Source organism: Sphaerisporangium dianthi, from assembly GCF_042654065.1.
In the GTDB taxonomy this organism is placed as follows: Bacteria; Actinomycetota; Actinomycetes; order Streptosporangiales; family Streptosporangiaceae; genus Sphaerisporangium; species Sphaerisporangium dianthi.
Genome location: NZ_JBHSFP010000034.1, coordinates 43967 through 63524, shown reverse-complemented (window position 1 = coordinate 63524; position 19558 = coordinate 43967). Strand labels below are relative to the sequence as shown.

Sequence of the window (19558 nt, the reverse complement as noted above, 5' to 3'; positions counted from 1 at the left end):
GACGCTCTCAGCCCATGTGGGGGTAGCGGTGGTCGGTCGGGGGGACGAAGGTCTCCTTGATCGCCCGGGCGCTGACCCAGCGGACCAGGTTGAAGATCGAACCCGCCTTGTCGTCGGTGCCCGACGCGCGGGCGCCGCCGAAGGGCTGCTGGCCGACGACCGCGCCGGTGGGCTTGTCGTTGATGTAGAAGTTGCCCGCCGCGAACCGCAGCCGCTCGGTCGCCGAGGCGATCGCGTACCGGTCCTGGGCGATGATCGAGCCGGTCAGCGCGTACGGCGACACGCTCTCCATCTGGTCAAGGACGGCGTCGTAGCGGCTGTCGTCGTACACGTGCACGGCCAGGATGGGGCCGAAGTACTCCTTGACGAAGATCTCGTCGGCCGGGTCGGCGCCTTCCAGGATGGTCGGCTTCACGAAGTAGCCGGAGGAGTCGTCGTAGGAGCCGGTGAGCACCTCGACGCCCGCCGTCGCGCGGGCCCGGTCGATGGCGGCCTTGTTCTTGGCGAAGGAGCGGTCGTCGATGACGGCGCCCATGAACGTCGACAGGTCGGCGGCCACGTCCCCCACGGTCAGGGACTCGGCCGTCGCCACCACGTCGTCCCGGATGGCCGACCAGACCGAGCGCGGGACGTACGCGCGGGACGCCGCCGAGCACTTCTGGCCCTGGTACTCGAACGCGCCGCGGATCAGCGCCGTGGTCAGCGCCGCCGGGTCGGCGGAGGGGTGGGCGAGGACGAAGTCCTTGCCGCCGGTCTCGCCGACCAGGCGCGGGTAGCCGCGGTAGGAGGCGATGTTGGCGCCGACGGTGGCCCACAGGTGCTGGAAGGTGGCGGTGGAGCCGGTGAAGTGGATGCCGGCCAGGTGCGGGTCGGTCAGCGCGACCTCCGAGACGGCGGCGCCGTTCCCGGTGACCATGTTGATGACGCCCGGCGGCAGGCCGGCCTCCTCCAGCAGCCGCATGGTGAAGTGCGCGGCGAACTGCTGGGTCGGCGACGGCTTCCACACCACGACATTGCCCATCAGGGCCGCGGACGTCGGCAGGTTGCCGGCGATGGCGGTGAAGTTGAACGGCGTGATGGCCAGCACGAAGCCTTCCAGCGGCCGGTACTCCATGCGGTTCCACACGCCCGGCGACGAGATCGGCTGCTCCTGCAGGAGCTGCCGCGCGAAGGACACGTTGAACCGCAGGAAGTCGATCAGCTCGCACGCCGCGTCGATCTCGGCCTGCTGCGCCGACTTCGACTGGCCGAGGATCGTGGCCGCGTTCAGCGTCGCGCGGTAGGGCCCCGCCAGCAGGTCGGCGGCCTTGAGGAAGATCGCGGCCCGCTCCTCGAACGGCAGCGCCCGCCAGGCCGGCGCCGCCTTCAGCGCGGTGTCGATGGCGGCGCGCACGTCGCCGGCGGAGGCGTCGGCCGTGCGGCCGAGCACGTGGGCGTGGTTGTGCGGCTGGACGACGTCGATCGAGGCGCCCGCGGCCATGCGCCGCTCGCCGCCGATCGTCATCGTCAGGTCGATCGCGGCGCCGGACAGCTCCTTCAGGCGGCTCTCCAGCGCCGAGCGCTCGGCGCTGCCCGGTGCGTAGCCGTGCACCGGCTCGTTGGCCGGGACGGGGACGTTGCTGACGGCATCCATGGAAGACCTCACTTGGAGCGGAGTGAACGCAGGAAGAAGGCGACGTTGGCGGGGCGCTCGGCCAGGCGGCGCATGAAGTAGCCGTACCAGTCGTCGCCGTAGGGGATGTACACGCGGACCGTCGACCCCGCGCGGGCCAGCGCCTCCTGCTTGTCGGTACGGATGCCGTAGAGCATCTGGTACTCGAAGGAGTCACGGTCGCGTCCGGCGCGGTCGGCCAGCAGCTCGGTGATGGAGATCAGCCGGTCGTCGTGCGTGGCCACCATGGGGTACCCCTTCCCCTCCATGAGGATGCGCAGGCACCGCACGTACGCCTTGTCCACCTCGGCCTTCTTCTGGTGGGCGACCGAGGCCGGCTCGGCGTAGGCGCCCTTGACCAGGCGCACCCGCGACCCCTCGCGGGCGAGGTCGCGCAGGTCGCCCTCGCTGCGGAACAGGTACGCCTGGACGGCGACGCCGGTCGCGGGGAAGTCCTCGCGCAGCTCCCGCAGGATCGACAGCGTGGAGTCGACCGTGGTGTGGTCCTCCATGTCGAGGGTCACGGTCGTCCCCGCGTCGCGCGCGGCGGAGCAGATCTCCCTGGCGTGGTCCAGCGCCATGGCCTGGTCGAGCATCTGGCCGACGGCGGACAGCTTGACCGAGACCTCGGCGCGCGAGCCCAGCCCGAGCGGGCGCAGCGCGTCGAGCAGCGAGACATAGGCCTTGACGGTGTCGGCGGCCGCCCGCACGTCTCTGGTCTCCTCGCCGAGATGGTCGAGGGTGACCGACAGGCGGGCGTCGGTGAGGCGCTGGACGGCCGCCAGCGCGGCGCCCCCGTCCTCGCCGGCGACGAACCGGTCGACCACGAGGCGGGTGACCGGGAAACCGGAGACGGCGCGGCGCGCGAGAGGGCTCCGCGAGACCGCCAGAAGTACGGAACCGAGCATGTTCACCACCATAAATCCGCAGGTAGGCGGCTGCTATGGACATCCGCCACGGCCCTCGTCTACCCGCTTCATACAGATGTATGACAATGGTCGGGTGGATCTGCAGGAAATGGTGGACGACATCGCGCGCATTCTGGACGCCTCGGCGACCCTGGAGGACCGCGCGTTCCAGCTTCTCGCGTACGCGGCGCAGAGCGGCGACATCGACGCCGTCCGGCGCGATTCCATCCTCCGCCGCCGCGCCTCCGACGAGGTGCGCGCCTACTTCGAGGGCTACGGCGTCGCGACGGCCGCCGGGCCGGTGCGCATCCCCGCCGACCGGGGGCTCGGCGTGCTGGCCCGGGTCTGCGTCCCGCTGCGCCACCGCGGGGTCACCTACGGCTACCTGTGGCTGCTCGACTCCGGCGCGCTCACCGACGAGCGCATGGACGCGGTCACGCCGCTGGTCGCCGGGGCCGCCGCGGCGCTCGCCCAGGAGGCGCGCAGCCGCCAGGACCTGGGGGTGCGCCTGCGGGACCTGCTGTCCGCCGACCCCGAGATCCGCGCCTCGGTCCGGCTCGACCTCGCCGGGCCGGTGGCGGCGATCGCCGTGCGGAACGCCTCCGGGGTGGTCGCCCCGCTGTGGACCCTGCCCCGCGGGGTGCTCGCCGACGCCGGCGACCCGCTCACCGCCGTCCTCGCGCCCGCCGCCCAGGCGCGGGCCGTCGCCGCGCGCGTCCAGGACATGTACGGGACGGCCGCGGGCGTCGGCGGCCCGCGCGAGGACCCGGGGGAGGCGTGGCGCAGCTGGCGGGAGGCCACCCTGGCGCTGCGCGCGGCCCAGCGGGTGGAAAGGCTCGCCCCGGTCGCCGCCTGGGGCGATCTCGGAGTGCACCGCCTGCTGGTGCGGCTGTCACCGGCCGAGCTCGCCGACCTCGCCGCCGAGGCCGCCGCCCTTTCCGGCGAGCTGGCCCTCACCGTCGGCACCTACCTCGACCAGGGCGGGCGGGCGCGCGAGACCGCCGCCCGCCTCGGCGTGCACCGCCAGACGCTGTACTACCGGCTCGCCAAGGCCGAGCGCGTCACCGGCCTGGACCTCGACGACGGCGAGAGCCGCCTGGTCCTGCACCTCGGCCTCAAGGCCGCCGAACTCCTCGCGAAGGACCGTCAGGGCGCGCGGTAGATCTTGACCCAGTCGACGAACATCGACACCGTCCGCGGCGTCGAGGCGTTCCTGCACGGCGACCACTGGTTGCACACCACGTCGTTCTGCAGGGTCAGGTGCATCGGCTGCCCCTCGGGCACGCGCGGGCCGGTGTAGTCCCAGACCTGCCTGCCGTCCAGCCAGAACGTCAGCCGTCCGGGCAGCCAGTCGACGGCCACGGTGTGCCACCGGGTGAAGTCGGCCCGCATCTGGCTCTGCGCCTGCTGGGCCTCGCCCCGGTGAACGTAGATGCCGCCGGTCCGCCGGGTCGGGTCGATCACCTCGGCGAAGTCGATCTCGGCGTACTCGCCGCGCTCGCTGCTCGGCCACAGCAGCGTGACCAGCGAGTACCCCGCGCCCGCCTCGCCGCGGAAGCGCACCTCCCACCGGCCGTAGGCCTGCGACAGGTGGCTGGCGACGCCGCCGGAGAGGTCTTTGCCTCCGTAGAACCCCCCGGTCATCCGCAGCATGCCGTTCTGGACGCTCGTCGCCTGCGCCGTGCGCGGGTTCACCCGGGCGTCGGGGGAGTGGTACACCTCCCACTTGCCCCGGTCGATCTGGCCGCCGTCGAAGTTCTCGACCAGCACGGGGGTGCCCCAGCGGGGGTCGGGCCGCGCCGGAGCGGGCTGCCCGGCCGAGGGCGTGACCGGCGGCCCCGCGTCCGGCGTCCGCAGGGGCGGCGAGGTGCTGGAGGTGGCGGGCGGCGGCGCGCCCGGCCGCAGCGACGGCGCGCCGGACCCGGGCGGGGCCGGCGGGACCTCCCGCGGCCCGTAGGAAGGACCGTCCGGCGGCCCGTACGAAGGGGCGTCCGGGGGGCCGTACGAAGGGGCGTCCGGGGGGCCGTACGAAGGGGCGTCCCGGGGGCCGAACCGGTGGTCGTAGACCGGAGGAGGAGGGTGGCCGGGCGCGTCGCCGGCCCAGGGAGCCCGGGGAGCCCCGGGAGAGCCGGGCGGCCCGCTGGTCACCGGGGCGGCGTGCGGGGGAAGGCTCGGGCCCCGGGCCGCGGGAGAGGCGCCGCCGTGGACGGGCGGGCGCGCGTCGCCGGGACGCTGCCCGGGCGGGCCGTCATGGCCGGGACCAGGGCAGAGGGTCAACGTCGTCGCCGCTACGATCATGTATGCGCTACGAATCGACATGCGCCCATGAAAGCAAGCATCGTCCCCTGATCACAGTGTTATAGCGATTTGGCGTTCCCGGTCGGCCGCACTGCTTCACCAATCCGGTAGTTAGCCGCACACTTGGCGTTGTGTTCGATTACGAGGTTCTCGTTCCAGGTTCCGGGCCCGGCGGGCTGAAGGCGGCCGTCGCGGCCGCCGAACTCGAGCGCCGTGTCGCCATCGTTCTCTCCCTTGTCCGTCGCGATCGCGATCGCGTGCGCGGGATCGCCGGTCGGGAGGTCCGCGCCGGTGTATGACTTCGATCTCCTTGTCCTCGGGTCCGGTCCCGGCGGGCAGAAGGCGGCGATCGCCGCGGCGAAACTCGGCAGGCAGGTCGCGATGGTCGAGAAGCAGCACATGCTCGGAGGCGTGTGCATCAACACAGGGACGATCCCGTCGAAGACGCTGCGGGAAGCGGTCCTCTACCTGACCGGCCTCAACCAGCGGGAGCTCTACGGAGCCAGCTACCGGGTGAAGGAGGAGATCACGGTCGCCGATCTCGGGATGCGCACGCAGCACGTGATCGGCAGGGAGATCCAGGTCATCCGGAGCCAGCTGGCCCGCAACCATGTGACGGCCCTGCAGGGCACCGGGCGGTTCCTGGACGCGCACACCATCGGAGTGACCGGGGACGATGAGAGGAAGGTCACGGCCGAAAAGATCGTGATCGCCACGGGGACCTCGCCGGCCCGTCCGGCCAGTGTGGAGTTCGACGACAAGATGGTCATCGACTCGGACGCGATCTTGCATCTCGAGCGGGTGCCCGAGACCCTCGTGGTCGTCGGGGCCGGCGTCATCGGCATCGAGTACGCCTCGATGTTCGCGGCGCTCGGCACCAAGGTGACGGTGGTGGAGCGCCGTGATCGGATGCTGGAGTTCTGCGACCTGGAGATCGTGGAGGCGCTGAAGTACCACCTGCGGGACCTGGCCGTGACGTTCCGGTTCGGCGAGACCGTCGCCGCGGTCGAGCGGCGTTCACGAGGAGCGCTGACCATCTTGGAGAGCGGCAAGAGGATCCCCGCCGACTGCGTCATGTACTCGGCGGGGCGGCAGGGCAAGACGGCCGAGCTGTGCCTGGAGAACGCCGGGCTCGTCGCCGACGACCGGGGCCGGATCCAGGTGGACGAGAACTACGCCACCTCCGTCCCGCACATCTACGCCGTCGGCGACGTGATCGGTTTTCCGGCGCTCGCGGCCACCTCGATGGAGCAGGGGCGGCTGGCCGCCCAGCACGCGTGCGGCGAACCCGTGGCCGAGATGCACAAGCTGTCGCCGATCGGGATCTACACCATCCCCGAGATCAGCTTCGTCGGGAAGTCGGAGGACGAGCTGACCCGGGACAAGATCCCCTTCGAGGTGGGCATCTCACGCTACCGGGAACTCGCCCGGGGACAGATCATCGGCGACTCGTACGGGATGCTCAAGCTGCTCGTCTCGTCAGAGGATCGGCGGCTGCTCGGCGTTCACGTGTTCGGCACGGGCGCCACCGAGCTGGTCCACATCGGGCAGACCGTCATGGGCTGCGGCGGGACCGTCGACTACCTGGTCAACGCCGTGTTCAACTACCCCACGCTCGCGGAGTCCTACAAGGTCGCCGCCCTGGACGCCATGAACAAGATGCGAGTGATCGCCCGGCTGACGGCCGAGCTGTGACCTTCGGCCTCTGATCGTCGCTGAGGTGCAGGGAAAGCCGGGAAAGGCGGAAGCCCGCGCCGCCGGAGGTGGACGGCACGGGCTTCCGCTGGGTGGGGGTGAGTGGCTCAGGCGGCCTCGGCCTCTTCGGCCTCGGCCTCGACGAGCTCGGCGCGGCCCGTCACGGTGTCGTACACGCGGACCAGCTCGCGGCTGATGCGCTCCATCGAGTACCGCGATCCGGCGCGGTCGGCGCCGGCGAACCCGAGGGCGGTGCGCCGGGTCAGGTCGCCGAGCAGCAGGCGGGTGCGGCGCGCGATCGCGCCGGGGTCGGTGGGACGCACCAGCAGGCCGGTCACGCCGTCCACCACCGAGTCCATGTGGGCGCCCACGGCGGAGGCGACGACCGGGACGCCGCAGGCCATGGCCTCCAGGGCCACCTTGCCGTTGGGGGCGGCGACCGGCAGCGACAGCACGACGTCGGCGCTGCGCACCAGCTTGGCGATCGCGTTGTGCGGCACGTGCCCGAGCAGGGTGACGCGGTCCTCGACGCCGCACTCCTTGGCGAGCAGGCGCAGGCGCTCCAGGTCGCTCTCGGTGTCGGGGGCGCCCGCGACCGGGCCGCCCGCGATGAGCAGCTCGGCGCCGGGGATGCCCTCGAGCGCGCGGATCGCGGTGTGCGCGCCGCCGCCCTGGGTGATGTGGCCGACATGGACGAGGCGGGGGCGCTCGGCACGCGCGAGGGACGGACCCTGGCGGCGGAACCGCTCGGTGTCGACGCCGTGCGGGACGACCGCGATGTGCTTGCGCGGCACGCCGAGCCTGATCAGCTCCTCACCCTCGCTCACGCAGGAGGCGATGACCGCGTCGGCGCGGCGGCCGATCGCGCGCTCCAGCCGCGCCCGCGCCGCCTGCTCCTGCCCGCCGCCGGGCCGGATGCGGGAGGAGCCGAGCTGGTGGAAGGTCTGCACGATCGGGATGTCCATGCCGTCGGCCCCGGCGACGGCGGCCAGGCCGCCCGTCCAGGAGTGGGCGTGGACGACGTCGGGGCGCTCCTTGCTCCAGCGCTGCCGAAGCTGGGCGCTGAAGGCGGCGATGTGCGGCATCAAAGCGTTCTCAGGAAGGTTCTCCGCCGGGCCGGCGTCCACGTACTCGATCGTCACGCCCGTGGCGACCTTCACCCGGGGCTTGCGGTCGGGGGAGTTGCGACGGGTGTAAACGGTGACACGGTGGGAACTGCTCAGTTCACGAGCGATCGCCGGAATGTCGGCGGGAAGTACGTGCACAGAGACGATGGCGATGTTCACAGGGCACACCTCAGGGAAGCCGAGTCAAAAGACTCAAGGACGTACTGAGTTGTGCCTGCGTCTTAGGCACGCGATCTGACTGAAAGCTTACCGGTGTCTGGAACACGACAAACCCCTGAGCGCAAAAAATCTTGAAAAAACTTTGCGCCGATGAGGGCCGGCCGAGGTGTCAGCGGGTGCGGCGCAGGGCCATGAGGGTCGTCTCGTCGAGCACCTGGCCGCCGCAGAAGGCCTGCTGGTCCTCCTCGACGGCCTTGACCACCGCCGCCGCGGGCTGGCCCGTGCAGCGCGCGAGCACCTCGGTCAGCCGGCTCTCGCCGTACGCCAGCTCCGCCTGGCCGGACCTGCCGCGCGAGCCCGCCAGCCCGTCGGAGTACAGCACCAGGGTCTCGCCGAGGGCCAGGGCGACCTCCTCCACCGGGACCTCCGTGCCGGTCTCGATGCCGAGCGGCATGCCGCCCCCGGAGGTGTAGCGCACCCCGCCGTCGTTCTTGAGCACGGCCGGCGGGTGGTTGCCCGCCGAGGCGAGCCTGACGCGCCCGCCGCGCCTGCCCGGAGTGACGAACCCGGCCGCGACCATCACGAACATGCCGGTGTCCTGCGCCACCAGGGCGTCGTTCAGCCGGGCGACCACCGTGCCGGGGTCGTCCTCCCACACGCTCAGCGTGCGCAGCCCGCCGCGCACCATCGCGGTGATCGAGGCGGCCTCCTCGCCCTGCCCGACGACGCCGCCGACGGCGAACCCCCAGCCGCCCTTGACCGGGAACACGTCGTAGAACTCCCCGCCGATCGCCTTCGGCCCGGCCCCGGTGTGGTACGCCGCGGCCACGTCGTAGCCGGGGACGTCCGGCAGGGTGCGCGGCAGCACGCCGGTCTGGAGGGCGTCGGCGGCCTGCGCCCGGCCCTGGAACACGCGCTGGGCGCGCAGAGCGAGCCCGATGTGGGCGCCGGCGTCCTCCATCAGCGCCAGGTCGGCCAGGCCGAACGGAGGCCGCTCGCGCAGCCGCAGCAGCGTGATGACGCCGTGGACCTCCTCGCCCGCCTGGATGGGGACGCTCAGCACCGATCCGGCGCGTGCCGCGTGCAGGACGGGGCCGCCGTCGGGCAGCACGCCGAACTGGGTGTCGTCCTCGACCATCTCGTGCACCACGCCGCACCCGCTCGCCAGCACGTGCGAGACCAGCGGCGCCGCGGAGGGATCCATGCGCTCGAGCGTCTGCACCAGGCGCGCGACGGGCTGGTTGGCCGGCCCGATGACCAGCGAGCGCTGCACCGCGCCGTTGCGGACGACGTCGGCGAACACCCAGTCGGCGGTGTGCGAGGCGAGCAGCCGGCCGGCCCGGATGAGGGCGACCGGCTCGCTCAGGCTCTCTTCGTCCAGCAGCAGGCGGGTGAGCCGCGACATCAGCTCCTGGCGCCGGGCGGCGCCCATGATGAAGGACTCGTCGGGCGAGTGCTCGGGCTCCGGAACCGCCAGCCCCGTCTCGGGCGTGAGCACCTCGACCGGCAGCGCCACCGCGGCGATCATCTCCTGCGGTTCACCGGGCATGCGCAGCTGGGTGAGCACGAGCCGCACGTTGTGCGCGCGCCCCTGGTGGGTCAGGCGCGAGGGGAAGGCCGCCGTCTCGCCGGTGTGCAGCACGGAGGTCAGATGGGAGCGGAACGCCGCCCGGCGCGAGACGTCCACCAGCAGCGGGAACGCCCGGCCCGTCAGGTAGCCGTCCGGGCTGCCCAGCAGGCGGGAGGCCTCGGCGTTCACCCGCCGGACCGTTCCCGCCGTGTCCAGGATGATCACCGGCACGGGCAGGGTGCGGTAGACCGTCCGCAGCAGCTTCAGCTCGCGGTTGGAGCTGCTCTCTTTGCCGCCCGACCGGCGCCGCGTCTTGCCCAGCTCGCCGATCGAGGCCCGCAGCAGATCACGGGCCGTGTCCAGCTCGACCAGCGCGGCGTCCAAGGTCGGACCAGGGTCGCCGGGGTAGGCCGAGCGGGCGTCCCGGAGCGACGAGATGCGGGCCGTGAGGCCGCTCAGAGCCTGTTCCAGCGCGGGAAGATCATTGGGGTCGGTCAAGTTGACGTCCTTCGTATGGCGACGGGGAATTGGGGTCCCCTGCTAGACCGTACGTCACGGAGAGGCCCGTCATCGATGAGCATCTCCCGCCGGGATTTAACCTGGCTGTCGAGGGAAGCGGAGGCTTTGTATGGAGACGATGCGCATGTTCAGTCCCGCTCTCGCTCGGGACCTGGCCGGTCTCGGCCGTGTCACCGAGGACACTTCCATGGAGAGCGTGCTGCGCGGGGTGACCGGCGCGGTGGCCGTCGGCGTGCCCGGGTGCGCCGGCGGCACGGTCGAGCTGCGGCGCGACGAGCGGCTGATGCTCTCGGCGTCGCACAGCGACCTCATCGCGCTGGTCGACCGCGAGCGCGCCCTGGGGGAGGGCCCATCGGTCGAGGCGACCGCCACCGGCAGGAGCGTGCTGGTCCCCGACGTGCTGCAGGAGACCCGCTGGCCGCGGTACGCCGCGACGGCCGTCAAGCACGGCGTGCGCTCGGCGCTCGTGCTGCCGATCTCCGTCGAGGGCGCCACGCTGGTGCTCGGCCTGTACGCCGTGCGGCCGGGCGCCTTCACGGGCGGCACGGCCGACCCGCTGGCCGCCCTGCTCACCGAGCAGCTCACCGTGGCGCTGGCCAACGTGTCCGACTACGACGAGGTGCTCACCGACGCGGCGCAGATGCAGGAGGCCCTCGCGGGGCGCGCGGTGATCGACCAGGCCAAGGGCATCATCATGCACGCCAGCGGGTGTTCGGCGGAGGCGGCGTTCGACGAGCTGCGCCGCCTGTCGCAGCACCACCAGGTGAAGGTGGCCGACCTGGCCCGCCTGCTCGTCAGTGAGCACCAGGCCAAGCACGGCGGCGCGCTGCCCTCGTGATCGGATCACGTGACTCATCATGCTTCGACGCACTTTAGCGCGAGACATCGCGTCGAAGCATGACGGCCGATCACGCCTTGAACGCGGCCAGCGCCTCCTCGAAGGTGTCGTACAGCGGCAGCCGCTGCGCGAGACCGGTCACCCACATCACCTTGGAGTTGGAATACTGCACGCCGACCAGCGCGAAGTGGCCCTCGGCCGCCATCGTGCGCTGCCAGTGGTGCACGATCAGGCCGAGCGCGCGGGAGTCCATGAACGTCACGCCGGCCAGGTCGAGCACCAGGTCGGGGCCGTGGTCGTCGGTGATCTGCGCCAGCCGGTCGGTGAACTGGTCGCGCGTCGTCGCGTCGAGGATGCCGCTCACCCGCACGACGGGCACGCCCTCCGCGACCTCAGACGTAAGGGTCAGAGCGGAATTCGCCCTGTCTGGAACGGTCACCACGCGCCTCCAAGCCGCTTCCCTGGCGCATGGCGCCAACCCCATCGGGGGTCAATCGCAACATTACTGTTGCCCGGGGGGTAGCAATACTCTTGATTTTTGGGGAATACTGGAGCCGAGGTCCAGCAGAGGGCCTCGTCTCGACAGTAGTACGCGAGGCGATGTCGGCTCTGCATGGGCATTGTCGGTTCCGCCTCGCTTGCAAGGCATACGAGGGAGCAGCAATGGCTGCCGTGAACCACACCTTCCCCCAGACCGACGCCACCGCCGAAGACCTGCTGCGCGAGCTGCACGAGCCGGGCACCACCGAAACCAGGCGGGCGCGGCTGCGCGAGCTGGTCGTCGAGATGCATCTCCCCATGGCCCGGGAGATCTCCCGCCGCTACCTCCACAGGGGCGAGCCCATGGAGGATCTGCTCCAGGCCGCGTACGTCGGCCTCATGAAGGCGATCAACGGGTTCGACGCCGAGCTCGGACATAGCTTCAGAGGCTATGCCATGGTGACCATGACCGGCGAAGTGAAGCGCCACTTCCGCGACCGCACCTGGGCCGTACGCGTACCGCGGCTGTACCAGGAGCGGCGCTCCGAGCTCAACCGCCTGGTCGCCGACTTCACTCAGGAGCTCGGCCGGTTCCCCACCGTCGCCGAGCTGGCCAAGAGGATGGGCATCTCCGAGGAGGACATGCTCCTCACGATGGACGCCTCCGCCGCCTACAGCACGCTGTCGCTGGACGCCCCGATGGGCGCCGACGACGACGCGGCCGCGCTCGGCGACCTCATCCCCGACGAGGACGACGAGCTCGCCACGCTCGTCGACCGCGAGGCCATCAAGCCCCTGATCGACCAGCTCCCCGAGCGCGAGCGCAACATCCTCCTGCTGCGCTACTACGGCAACATGACCCAGGCCGAGATCGCCGCGGAGTTCGGCATCTCGCAGATGCACGTCTCCCGGATCCTGCGCAAGGTGCTCGACCAGCTTCGCTCCCAGCTGGTGGCGGCCGGCTGATTAAGCCGCCGATCCTGGGGCACTGAAGGGCGGAACAGTAGTCACGTGGAGGGGGCACTTCCCTTACGGGCCGATATCCCGAGGTATCTTCGTCGATGTAAATCGGCCCCCTTGGAGGGGTGACCTTTCCGCAGCTGATCGCTTCTGGAGGCGGTTATCGGGTGAACGAGGACGAAGTCCCTCCTCCCCGCTTCCTCGCGGACGGGGGTGGCCCGATGCCGCTCCCGTCCGGCGTGGCGGTCAAGGAACTGACGTTCTGCGTCGGGGATCTCCCGGATGTCCGGGACTTCGCCGCCCTCCAGGCACGCCGGGCGGGAATGAACGACGAGGCGATCGGCGACTTCCTCGTCGCGATCAACGAGGTGGCGACCAACGCCGTGACGCACGGGGCGTCCAAGGCCCGGGTGCGGGTCTGGTGCGACGAAGGCGACCTGCTGGTCGGCGTCCACGACGACGGCCACTGGGTTCCCGAGGAGACGCCCGGCATGATCGCCCCGCATGACTACTCCACCAGCGGCATGGGACTGTGGGTCACCCGGCGCCTCACCAAGGAGCTCATCCTGCGAACCGGGCAGAACGGCACAGAGCTGATAATGCGCTTCAAACTGCCGTAAATGTCCATGTAGTCCCTGCCGGCCGGGGTACGTCCCGGGCTATGACCCAGCGAATCCCGCACGTGCTCGTCGTGGGCGGCGGCGCCGTGGGCATGCTCGCCGCGCGTCGCCTGCAAAAGAGGCTCCGCAAGGGCGAGGCCCGCGTCACCGTGGTCGACCTCGACTCCTACATGACCTACCAGCCGTTCCTCGCCGAGGCCGCCGCGGGGAGCGTGGAGCCCCGGCACGTCGTCGTCTTCCTGCGCCGGGTGCTGCCCGGATGCCAGGTGCTCAGCGGCCGGATCACCCAGGTGGAGCTGGCATCCCGCACGGCCCGCTTCGAGCCCTACGCGGGGCCGGCGCGCACGCTCGACTTCGACTACCTGGTGTTCGCCCCCGGGTCGATCTCCCGGACGCTGCCCGTCCCCGGCCTCGCCGAGTGCGGCATCGGCTTCAAGACCCTGGAAGAGGCCATCCACCTGCGCAACCACGTCCTCGCCCGGCTCGACCTGGCCGGCTCCTGCACCGACGAGTACGTGCGCAGGCGCGCCCTGACCTTCGTGTTCGTCGGCGGCGGCTACGCCGGAGTCGAGGCGCTGGCCGAACTGGAGGACATGGCCGCCGACGCCTGCCGCTACTTCCGCGACGTCCGGCCGTCCGACATGCGGTGGATCCTGGTCGAGGCCACCGGGAGGATCCTGACCGAGGTCGGCGCCGAGATGGGGGAGTGGACCGCCCGGCAGCTGCGCCGGCGCGGCATCGAGGTGCGCACCGGCACCCGGCTGGAGTCCGCCGTGGACCACCACATCGTGCTGAGCGACGGCGACCGGTTCGACGCCGACACCCTGGTCTGGACGGCGGGTGTCAAGCCCAACCCGCTCACCGCGGCCTCCGACCTGCCGCTCGACGCGCGCGGCCGGGTCAAGGTCGACGCCGGCCTGCTCGTCGACGGCACCCGCTTCGCCTTCGCGGCCGGCGACTGCGCCGCCGTCCCCGACCTCACCCGGCCCGGCCAGACCACCCAGCCCAACGCCCAGCACGCCACCCGCCAGGCGATCCGGCTGGCCGACAACCTGATCGCGACCATGCGGGACCTGCCGCGCCGCCCGTACCGGCACCGCAGCGCCGGATCGGTCGCCAGCCTCGGCATGTTCCGCGGCGTCGCCAACGTCTACGGGTACCAGCTGCGCGGCCTCCCCGCCTGGTTCCTGCACCGCACCTACCACCTGACCAAGATCCCGACGGTCAACAAGAAGGCCCGCATCCTGATGGACTGGACGCTCGGCCTGCTGTTCACCCGCGAGATCGTCTCCCTGGGCGCCATGCTTGATCCCCGCCAGGAGTTCGAACTGGCCGCCCGCACCGCCCACCACGATCTCCAGGAGCGCTCCCCGGCCACCTCCGGCGCCCCCGCCACCCCGGGCCGCTGAGGGACCGGGCGTCCACGCGGAAGGGCCGGGCGTCCACGCGGAAGGGCGCCGCCCTGAACGGACGGCGCCCTTCCTCCCGCACCGCGTGACCCGAGGCCCGGAGGGGACACGCGATGGGGTCCTCAGCCGTTAGGGGGCGCGCCGCTGATCTCCGACAGCGGAGACGACAGCTGATGCTCCAGCGCCATGTCCCCCAACGACACGATCCCGACGGGCCGGCCGTCCTCCACCACCGGCACCCTGCGGATGGCCCTCTCCCGCATCAGCCGGACGACGTCCTCCACGTCCTGGTCCGGCCGGGCGGTGACCAGGTCGGAGGTGCACAGACTGCCCAGGGGTGTCGAATCGGCGTCCCTGGCCTCCGCGACGGCGCGCACGACGATGTCCCGGTCGGTCACCAGGCCGCACAGCCGGCCGTCCCTGGTCACCAGCACATCCCCGATCGCCTGGTCGCGCATGAGACGCGCCGCCTTGGACACCGACGCGTCCGCGGGCAGGCAGATCGGGCGGTGCGTCATTACATCCCGCACCTTCTGGCTCATCATCGGCACCCCATCTCCGCTGTCGAGTAGCGGGCCGTCAGCGGCGGGTGCGCCGGTAGCCGCGCCACGGGGCTCCGCCGCCCGCGCTGGCGGTGCCGATGCCACCCTGGTGCAGGGCGAGCAGGCACAGCCCCAGCGCGATCAGCGCGGTGGTCGAGATGCCGATGCTCGTACCGAGCAGGCTGAACAGGAAGGCGATAGCGAAAACGATCGCCGCGGCGATGGCAAGCATGGGGTTACCTCACTTCGTTTCGGCCGGGCCGTTGCCGTGTCCGGCGCCCGAGTAGGAGAGCCCCACCAGATCCTGGAGGAGCGAGCGGTAGTCACGGAGAGCGAGCCGGAGCCGCTCGGTGTCGTTCTGGTCGCTGTTCTTCCACTGGTCGACCAGACTCTGCTTGCGGGAGGCGATCGCCGCGACGGCCTCGTCCACGAGCTGGTCGGCCCGCGTGACGGCGTCCCGGGGGTCGTCGACGAAGCTCGCCTGGACCTCGCGCCACCGCTGTTCGAACTCACCCGGCCCGAACGCCCCTTGCGTCCCTCCGGCGACGACGCCGGTCCCCGTCTCCTCGGACGGCCTCTCCAGGTCGTTGCGCGCGGCCACCGGCTCGGGCTTCACCACGGGCACGGCCACCAGGTCGGAGTCCTGCTCCCGGGTGGGGTAGTCGGCGTCGTCCGGGTAGACCATCAGGTCCCGATCTCCTGGCGCCCGCCCTTCCGAGAGCACAGGCTCCGGGTCGAAGGCCGTCCCCGGGGCGGGGGCGTCGTCCGTGGCGTCGCCGAGCTCGCGAGAGTCGTGGGCGGGGTCGGGATTCTCCGTCGTGCTCGAACTCGCCGCGACCAGACGGTCGTCGGCGAGGTCGTCCACGTCGCCGGAGGCACGGCCGAGCGTCTGGGTCCGGTCCACTCCGTCCAGGTCGCCGGAGCCGCGGTCGACGGCGTGACCCTGGTCCAGCCCGTCCAGGCCGTCCCCCTCGTTCCGCTTGGCCAGCTCGTCGTTCTCGTCCGTACGGCGGACGTCCCCCTCGGCGTCCAGCCCTTCGTTCCCCGCCCACGGCCGGGACGGGTCGTGGACGGTGCGGATGTCGTCGGCGGCGGAGTCGGAGGTGTGTCCGTCCTCCGGCCTGTCGGTGTCCGGGTCGTGCGCGGTGTCTCGGCGATAGGGTTCCATCGGTCAGCCTCCCTGAGTGTTGCGGTACGAGGTACGGCCGCCGGCCACGCGGGCCCCGGTCTCCGTGGAGCCGCGATCGCCCGGCTCCTTGCCGCCGTACTGGCGCCGGTCCTGCTCCCGGCGCTCGTACTGCTGGCGGTTCTGCTGCCCGTCGTCGAATGGCACGCCGTTGCGCTGATCGCCGCGCTCAGGCTCGTCCGCCTGCCGCTCTGCGGACGCCTCGTGCTCGCCGCCGGCGGCCTCGTACGCGTCGCGCCGGTCGCCGGCGGTCTCCTGGGCCCGCCGCTCGCCGTCGCCGGCCACGGTGTCCTCCAGCAGTTCCTGGAACAGCGCGCGGTAGTGCACCATCGCCTGCCGCAGTTCCTCGGTGGAGGCCTCCCGCCGCGCCGCGCGGCTGCTGATCTCGTGGGCCTTGCGGTAATGGTCCAGCGTCTGGCCGTGGGCGACCGACAGGTCCGACACCTGCTGCTCGAAGCCCTCGGTCGGGTAGCCCCGGTCCGCCATGACGGCGGTCACCAGGTGATCCGCCTCGGTCACCGCGAAGCCGGGAGCGTCCACGAACCGCTCCTGAACCTCGGTCCACTTCTTGGCGTAGGTGGACCGGCTGTCCGAAGAGAGGGGCCGGATGTCCAGCTTGGCGTGACGCTGCTCGCGCTCGATCAGTTCCTGCTCCGCCTCACGGCGGTTCTCCCGCTCACGCACGGTGCGTTCGTACTCGGGGCCGAAGCGTTCTTGGAGTCGGCGCCTGCGCTGCTGCTGCACCAGGAAGTAGCCGACGGCCAGGATCGCCACCACCGCGGCTACAACGACGGCCACCCAGGTGATGGTCATGTCTGCCTCCGGTTATGTGTGCCTTTGTAACCCCCGACTGCCCGAGATGGGGACCCCGAAACGACCGCGAAACCACCCATTCACCACCCTGTGTGCTCACGACCCTTCCGCCGCCGCCTCCCGCCCCTCCTCCCGGCGCTTCAGCACCGCGAGGGCGTCGGTGAGCACCCCCTCGACGTGGGAGACCGAGGTCCCGGCGGCCGCCGTCTCGTAGAACCCCGTCTCGGGGTCGTAGGCGACGTCCAGGCCACCCTCGACCAATCTGCGCGCCCATCTAACCGCCGTGTTGATCTTGGTCTGCGGCACCTCGCCTCCCTGGGCGACCGCCGACAGATTGCGCAGGTTCGTCGCCGGCCCGGTCTGGTTGTGCACGCGGTTCAGCTTCCACGGCAGGGCCTTGCCGTGGTCGAGCATCGGTTTGGCCAGCCCGGCCGCCCGCTTGGCCTGCAGGATCCCCGACTCCGTCACCCCGAAGTGCGCGGCCAGCCGCGCGTTGGGCCACCCTGCGGCGACCAGCCGCCCCAGCTCATCCCGGTCGATATGAGACTTCCGCCCCATGCGTCCACCCCACTTCCCCTAGCTCCACGGCACCACCCGTCACGCCCATCCGGCAACCGATCATCGGCCATCCCGTGACGTCCGCAGCTAAGACGCGCGAAAGGTGAGGCTGGAGTGCCCACAGTGCCCGGCCCACGCGTACGCAGGACTCCCCGTTCTGCGCTAAGGTTGTTCTTGCTCGCCCCGGCGAGCAACGGGACGTAGCGCAGCTTGGTAGCGCACTTGACTGGGGGTCAAGGGGTCGCAGGTTCAAATCCTGTCGTCCCGACCAGATAGGCACTGGTCGGAGCCGTGATCACGGAACATGTGATCACGGCTTTTTGCTTTCCGTCTCACAATTTCTCACACACGTCTGTTTGATCTTGGTCTAGCTGAGTAGTTCGCCCAGCTTCTCCGACCCCGCGCGAAGGCTCTCCGGGTCCGGGTGGACGTACACCCGTTTGGTGAACGAGAGATCGCTGTGGCCTGCCCACGCCGACACCACCGTGTCCGGCACCCCGTTGTTCGCCATCCACGACAGGCAGGCGTGCCGCGCGTCGTACAGCCGCACCTTCCGCACCCCGGCGGCCTCCATCAGCTTGTACGCCTCGCGCCGTAGCTTGTCGGTCTTCCATGGCCGGCCGAGCTCGTCGACGAGCACGTACCCGCTGCCCTCGTATGCCTCGCCGGCCTGTAACCGCTCGCTGGCCTGCAACGCCCGGAACGCGCGCAGAGCGCGATGCACCGGGGCGGGCAGGGGGAGCGTCCGCTCGCCGGCGTCCGACTTCGCGCCCTTCTCGACGGCCTTGTTCCGCTGCCCCTTCTCCAGGGACCGGTCATAGACGATCGTCCGGGTGTTGCCGATCGCGATCGTGCCCGCCCCGTCGAGGTCGACGTCTTCGTCCCACCGGACCCCGCACACCTCCGCCGGCCGGTTGGCGATCAGGGTGAGCAGCATGACCGCGTACAGCCGATGCCCCTTGATCGCCTCCAAGAACGCCTTCACCTCCGGCTGCGACCAGGGGACGTGCTGCGTCTTCGGCGCCTTCTTCGTCGCCTCGCGCGAGATCTTGACGTCGGCCGCCACATTCCGCGCGACCAGATGACGGCGGACGGCGAGGTTCAACGCGGCGCGAAGACGCCCCAGCGTGAGCCGCACCGAGCGCAGGCTAAGCCCTGTCCCCGGCTTCCCGCCGCGGCGCCGGCCGCTCGTTAACATCCAGTCGATCAGGTCCTCGATGTCATCCTCGGTGAGCTCCTGCAAGCGCTTGTGGCCGAGTCGTATCCGGACGGGGCGCATCGCGTTCTCGTAGTTGGAAGCGGTCGCCTCCTCGACGTCGCGCGTCGCCGTCTTCACCCACAGGTCGAGCAACTCGTTGACCGTCATCTTGCTTGGTGCCACCAGGCTGCCAGCGCTCCGTTGGTGACGGATGCGCGCGAGCTCGGCCACGGCCTCCCGCTTGGTGTCCGTGGTGACCGTGAGCTGCTTGCGCTTTCCGTCCGCGTCCCGGCCGATGTCGACGACGAACCGATACCGCTTGGTGCCGTCCTTCAGCGTGACCATCTTGATCGGATCCGGCACGCCACCCTCCTAAGTCGACGACTTGCCGCGCCTGGCCGGCGGCAGGAAGCCGCGGAGACGCGCCTCTCTGATCCACGTGTGCACCGTAGGCAGCTTCGTCTCGGAGTCGGCCGCCATCGCTGCGGCGGGATGTGGCACACCGCGGGCCCATGTCGTGTAGTGCCGCGCCACCAGCGCCGAGAAATCCTCGGGTGACATTCCAGGCGTGCGCTGCAGCGGGGGCAGCTTATCGACTTCCTCCCGAACGGTGTCCTGGCTGATGTTCAGGGAGTTCTCAAGGGCCACCACAGGGACACGTCGGAGGGTGTCGGTAGTGACGGCGTCGCCGACTACCAGCACAGCCGACAGGACATATCTGCCGCTCTCGTTCTTCGTGAACCCCGCCGCAAGACCCGCGTTAGGCACGCTCACACCCATGCCGAAGACCCGCCACGCGTCCCCGCCGAAGTCCCTCTTGAGCTTCTCTTCCAACTCCTGATTGCCGTAATTCCCTGTGTCTGGGTCCTCCGGCGGGTCGTCAGGATGCCAGTCCGGGCTGATCAGCCAGCGATGCGTCATGAAGGGAACCGTACGGCAGTCCACACACCTCCACAAGTTTGGATGTGCTCTACATGAGCCTGTCAGTCGCTTGACGTCCGGGCGGTGTGTGCGCTTTAGTCGTCCG

Annotated in this window: 20 protein-coding genes and 1 tRNA gene; 8 read left to right on the top strand and 13 right to left on the bottom strand. The window is 70.9% G+C overall.

Annotation, left to right across the window (positions count from 1 at the left end; all coding sequences use genetic code 11):
• Window positions 1-7: 7 nt before the first annotated feature.
• Both pruA and ACFO60_RS33515 read right to left on the bottom strand, forming a co-directional pair.
• Window positions 8-1633, bottom strand: coding sequence for an L-glutamate gamma-semialdehyde dehydrogenase (pruA, locus tag ACFO60_RS33520; protein ID WP_380848808.1), 1626 nt, complete (start codon window positions 1631-1633; stop codon window positions 8-10).
• Between the two features lie 8 nt (window positions 1634-1641).
• Window positions 1642-2559, bottom strand: a complete 918-nt coding sequence (locus ACFO60_RS33515) for a proline dehydrogenase family protein (protein WP_380848805.1) — start codon at window positions 2557-2559, stop codon at window positions 1642-1644.
• Window positions 2560-2653: 94 nt separating this feature from the next.
• Here ACFO60_RS33515 and ACFO60_RS33510 point away from each other — a divergent pair, with 94 nt between their 5' ends.
• Window positions 2654-3721: a PucR family transcriptional regulator gene (locus ACFO60_RS33510; protein WP_380848802.1), complete on the top strand. Its 1068-nt coding sequence runs from the start codon at window positions 2654-2656 to the stop codon at window positions 3719-3721.
• Here the strand turns inward: ACFO60_RS33510 and ACFO60_RS33505 are convergent.
• Entirely contained in the window at window positions 3706-4878 is a 1173-nt protein-coding gene (locus ACFO60_RS33505; protein WP_380848799.1) for a glycoside hydrolase family 16 protein, read from the bottom strand. The genes ACFO60_RS33510 and ACFO60_RS33505 overlap by 16 nt on opposite strands.
• Before the next feature lie 110 nt (window positions 4879-4988).
• Between ACFO60_RS33505 and ACFO60_RS33500 the strand changes: the two genes are divergently transcribed.
• Both ACFO60_RS33500 and sthA read left to right on the top strand, forming a co-directional pair.
• The gene (locus ACFO60_RS33500) at window positions 4989-5156 is read left to right on the top strand and encodes a hypothetical protein (RefSeq protein ID WP_380848796.1); all 168 of its coding nucleotides are present in this window, start codon (window positions 4989-4991) and stop codon (window positions 5154-5156) included.
• Window positions 5149-6552, top strand: coding sequence for a Si-specific NAD(P)(+) transhydrogenase (sthA, locus tag ACFO60_RS33495; protein WP_380848793.1), 1404 nt, complete (start codon window positions 5149-5151; stop codon window positions 6550-6552). Before ACFO60_RS33500 ends, sthA begins: the two co-directional genes overlap by 8 nt.
• A gap of 107 nt (window positions 6553-6659) precedes the next feature.
• On the opposite strand, the gene ACFO60_RS33490 is transcribed toward sthA, so the two are convergent.
• Both ACFO60_RS33490 and ACFO60_RS33485 read right to left on the bottom strand, forming a co-directional pair.
• Window positions 6660-7838 (bottom strand): glycosyltransferase, encoded by a 1179-nt coding sequence (locus ACFO60_RS33490; RefSeq protein WP_380848790.1) that lies wholly within the window; start codon window positions 7836-7838, stop codon window positions 6660-6662.
• Between the two features lie 169 nt (window positions 7839-8007).
• Window positions 8008-9906, bottom strand: coding sequence for a SpoIIE family protein phosphatase (locus tag ACFO60_RS33485; protein WP_380848787.1), 1899 nt, complete (start codon window positions 9904-9906; stop codon window positions 8008-8010).
• Window positions 9907-10051: 145 nt separating this feature from the next.
• Here ACFO60_RS33485 and ACFO60_RS33480 point away from each other — a divergent pair, with 145 nt between their 5' ends.
• Window positions 10052-10765 carry a GAF and ANTAR domain-containing protein gene (locus tag ACFO60_RS33480; protein ID WP_380848784.1) on the top strand — a complete coding sequence of 238 codons (714 nt, stop codon included), beginning with the start codon at window positions 10052-10054 and terminating at the stop codon, window positions 10763-10765.
• A gap of 70 nt (window positions 10766-10835) precedes the next feature.
• On the opposite strand, the gene ACFO60_RS33475 is transcribed toward ACFO60_RS33480, so the two are convergent.
• Window positions 10836-11204, bottom strand: a complete 369-nt coding sequence (locus ACFO60_RS33475; RefSeq protein WP_380848781.1) for an STAS domain-containing protein — start codon at window positions 11202-11204, stop codon at window positions 10836-10838.
• Between the two features lie 224 nt (window positions 11205-11428).
• On the opposite strand from ACFO60_RS33475, the gene ACFO60_RS33470 reads away from it, so the two are divergent.
• The 3 genes from ACFO60_RS33470 to ACFO60_RS33460 all read left to right on the top strand — a co-directional run bounded on the left by ACFO60_RS33470 (window position 11429) and on the right by ACFO60_RS33460 (window position 14234).
• Window positions 11429-12211, top strand: a complete 783-nt coding sequence (locus ACFO60_RS33470) for a SigB/SigF/SigG family RNA polymerase sigma factor (protein ID WP_380848778.1) — start codon at window positions 11429-11431, stop codon at window positions 12209-12211.
• A 161-nt stretch (window positions 12212-12372) separates the two neighbouring features.
• Window positions 12373-12825, top strand: a complete 453-nt coding sequence (locus tag ACFO60_RS33465; RefSeq protein WP_380848775.1) for an ATP-binding protein — start codon at window positions 12373-12375, stop codon at window positions 12823-12825.
• A 41-nt stretch (window positions 12826-12866) separates the two neighbouring features.
• The gene (locus ACFO60_RS33460) at window positions 12867-14234 is read left to right on the top strand and encodes an NAD(P)/FAD-dependent oxidoreductase (RefSeq protein ID WP_380848772.1); all 1368 of its coding nucleotides are present in this window, start codon (window positions 12867-12869) and stop codon (window positions 14232-14234) included.
• Between the two features lie 122 nt (window positions 14235-14356).
• Here ACFO60_RS33460 and ACFO60_RS33455 read toward each other — a convergent pair whose 3' ends face one another.
• The 5 genes from ACFO60_RS33455 to ACFO60_RS33435 all read right to left on the bottom strand — a co-directional run bounded on the left by ACFO60_RS33455 (window position 14357) and on the right by ACFO60_RS33435 (window position 17333).
• Window positions 14357-14752 carry a CBS domain-containing protein gene (locus ACFO60_RS33455; RefSeq protein WP_380848769.1) on the bottom strand — a complete coding sequence of 132 codons (396 nt, stop codon included), beginning with the start codon at window positions 14750-14752 and terminating at the stop codon, window positions 14357-14359.
• Window positions 14753-14813: 61 nt separating this feature from the next.
• Window positions 14814-15008, bottom strand: coding sequence for a hypothetical protein (locus tag ACFO60_RS33450; protein WP_380848766.1), 195 nt, complete (start codon window positions 15006-15008; stop codon window positions 14814-14816).
• Window positions 15009-15017: 9 nt separating this feature from the next.
• Window positions 15018-15944 (bottom strand): hypothetical protein, encoded by a 927-nt coding sequence (locus ACFO60_RS33445; protein ID WP_380848763.1) that lies wholly within the window; start codon window positions 15942-15944, stop codon window positions 15018-15020.
• A gap of 3 nt (window positions 15945-15947) precedes the next feature.
• Window positions 15948-16775: a hypothetical protein gene (locus ACFO60_RS33440; protein ID WP_380848760.1), complete on the bottom strand. Its 828-nt coding sequence runs from the start codon at window positions 16773-16775 to the stop codon at window positions 15948-15950.
• Between the two features lie 96 nt (window positions 16776-16871).
• Complete coding sequence (locus tag ACFO60_RS33435; RefSeq protein ID WP_380848757.1) at window positions 16872-17333, bottom strand: hypothetical protein; 462 nt, start codon at window positions 17331-17333, stop codon at window positions 16872-16874.
• A gap of 194 nt (window positions 17334-17527) precedes the next feature.
• On the opposite strand from ACFO60_RS33435, the gene ACFO60_RS33430 reads away from it, so the two are divergent.
• Window positions 17528-17604: transfer RNA gene (locus ACFO60_RS33430), tRNA-Pro, on the top strand.
• A 96-nt stretch (window positions 17605-17700) separates the two neighbouring features.
• On the opposite strand, the gene ACFO60_RS33425 is transcribed toward ACFO60_RS33430, so the two are convergent.
• Complete coding sequence (locus tag ACFO60_RS33425) at window positions 17701-18894, bottom strand: tyrosine-type recombinase/integrase (RefSeq protein WP_380848754.1); 1194 nt, start codon at window positions 18892-18894, stop codon at window positions 17701-17703.
• 9 nt (window positions 18895-18903) lie between these two features.
• On the bottom strand, window positions 18904-19452 hold the full coding sequence (locus ACFO60_RS33420; RefSeq protein WP_380848751.1) for a hypothetical protein: 549 nt from the start codon (window positions 19450-19452) through the stop codon (window positions 18904-18906).
• Window positions 19453-19558 lie beyond the last annotated feature (106 nt).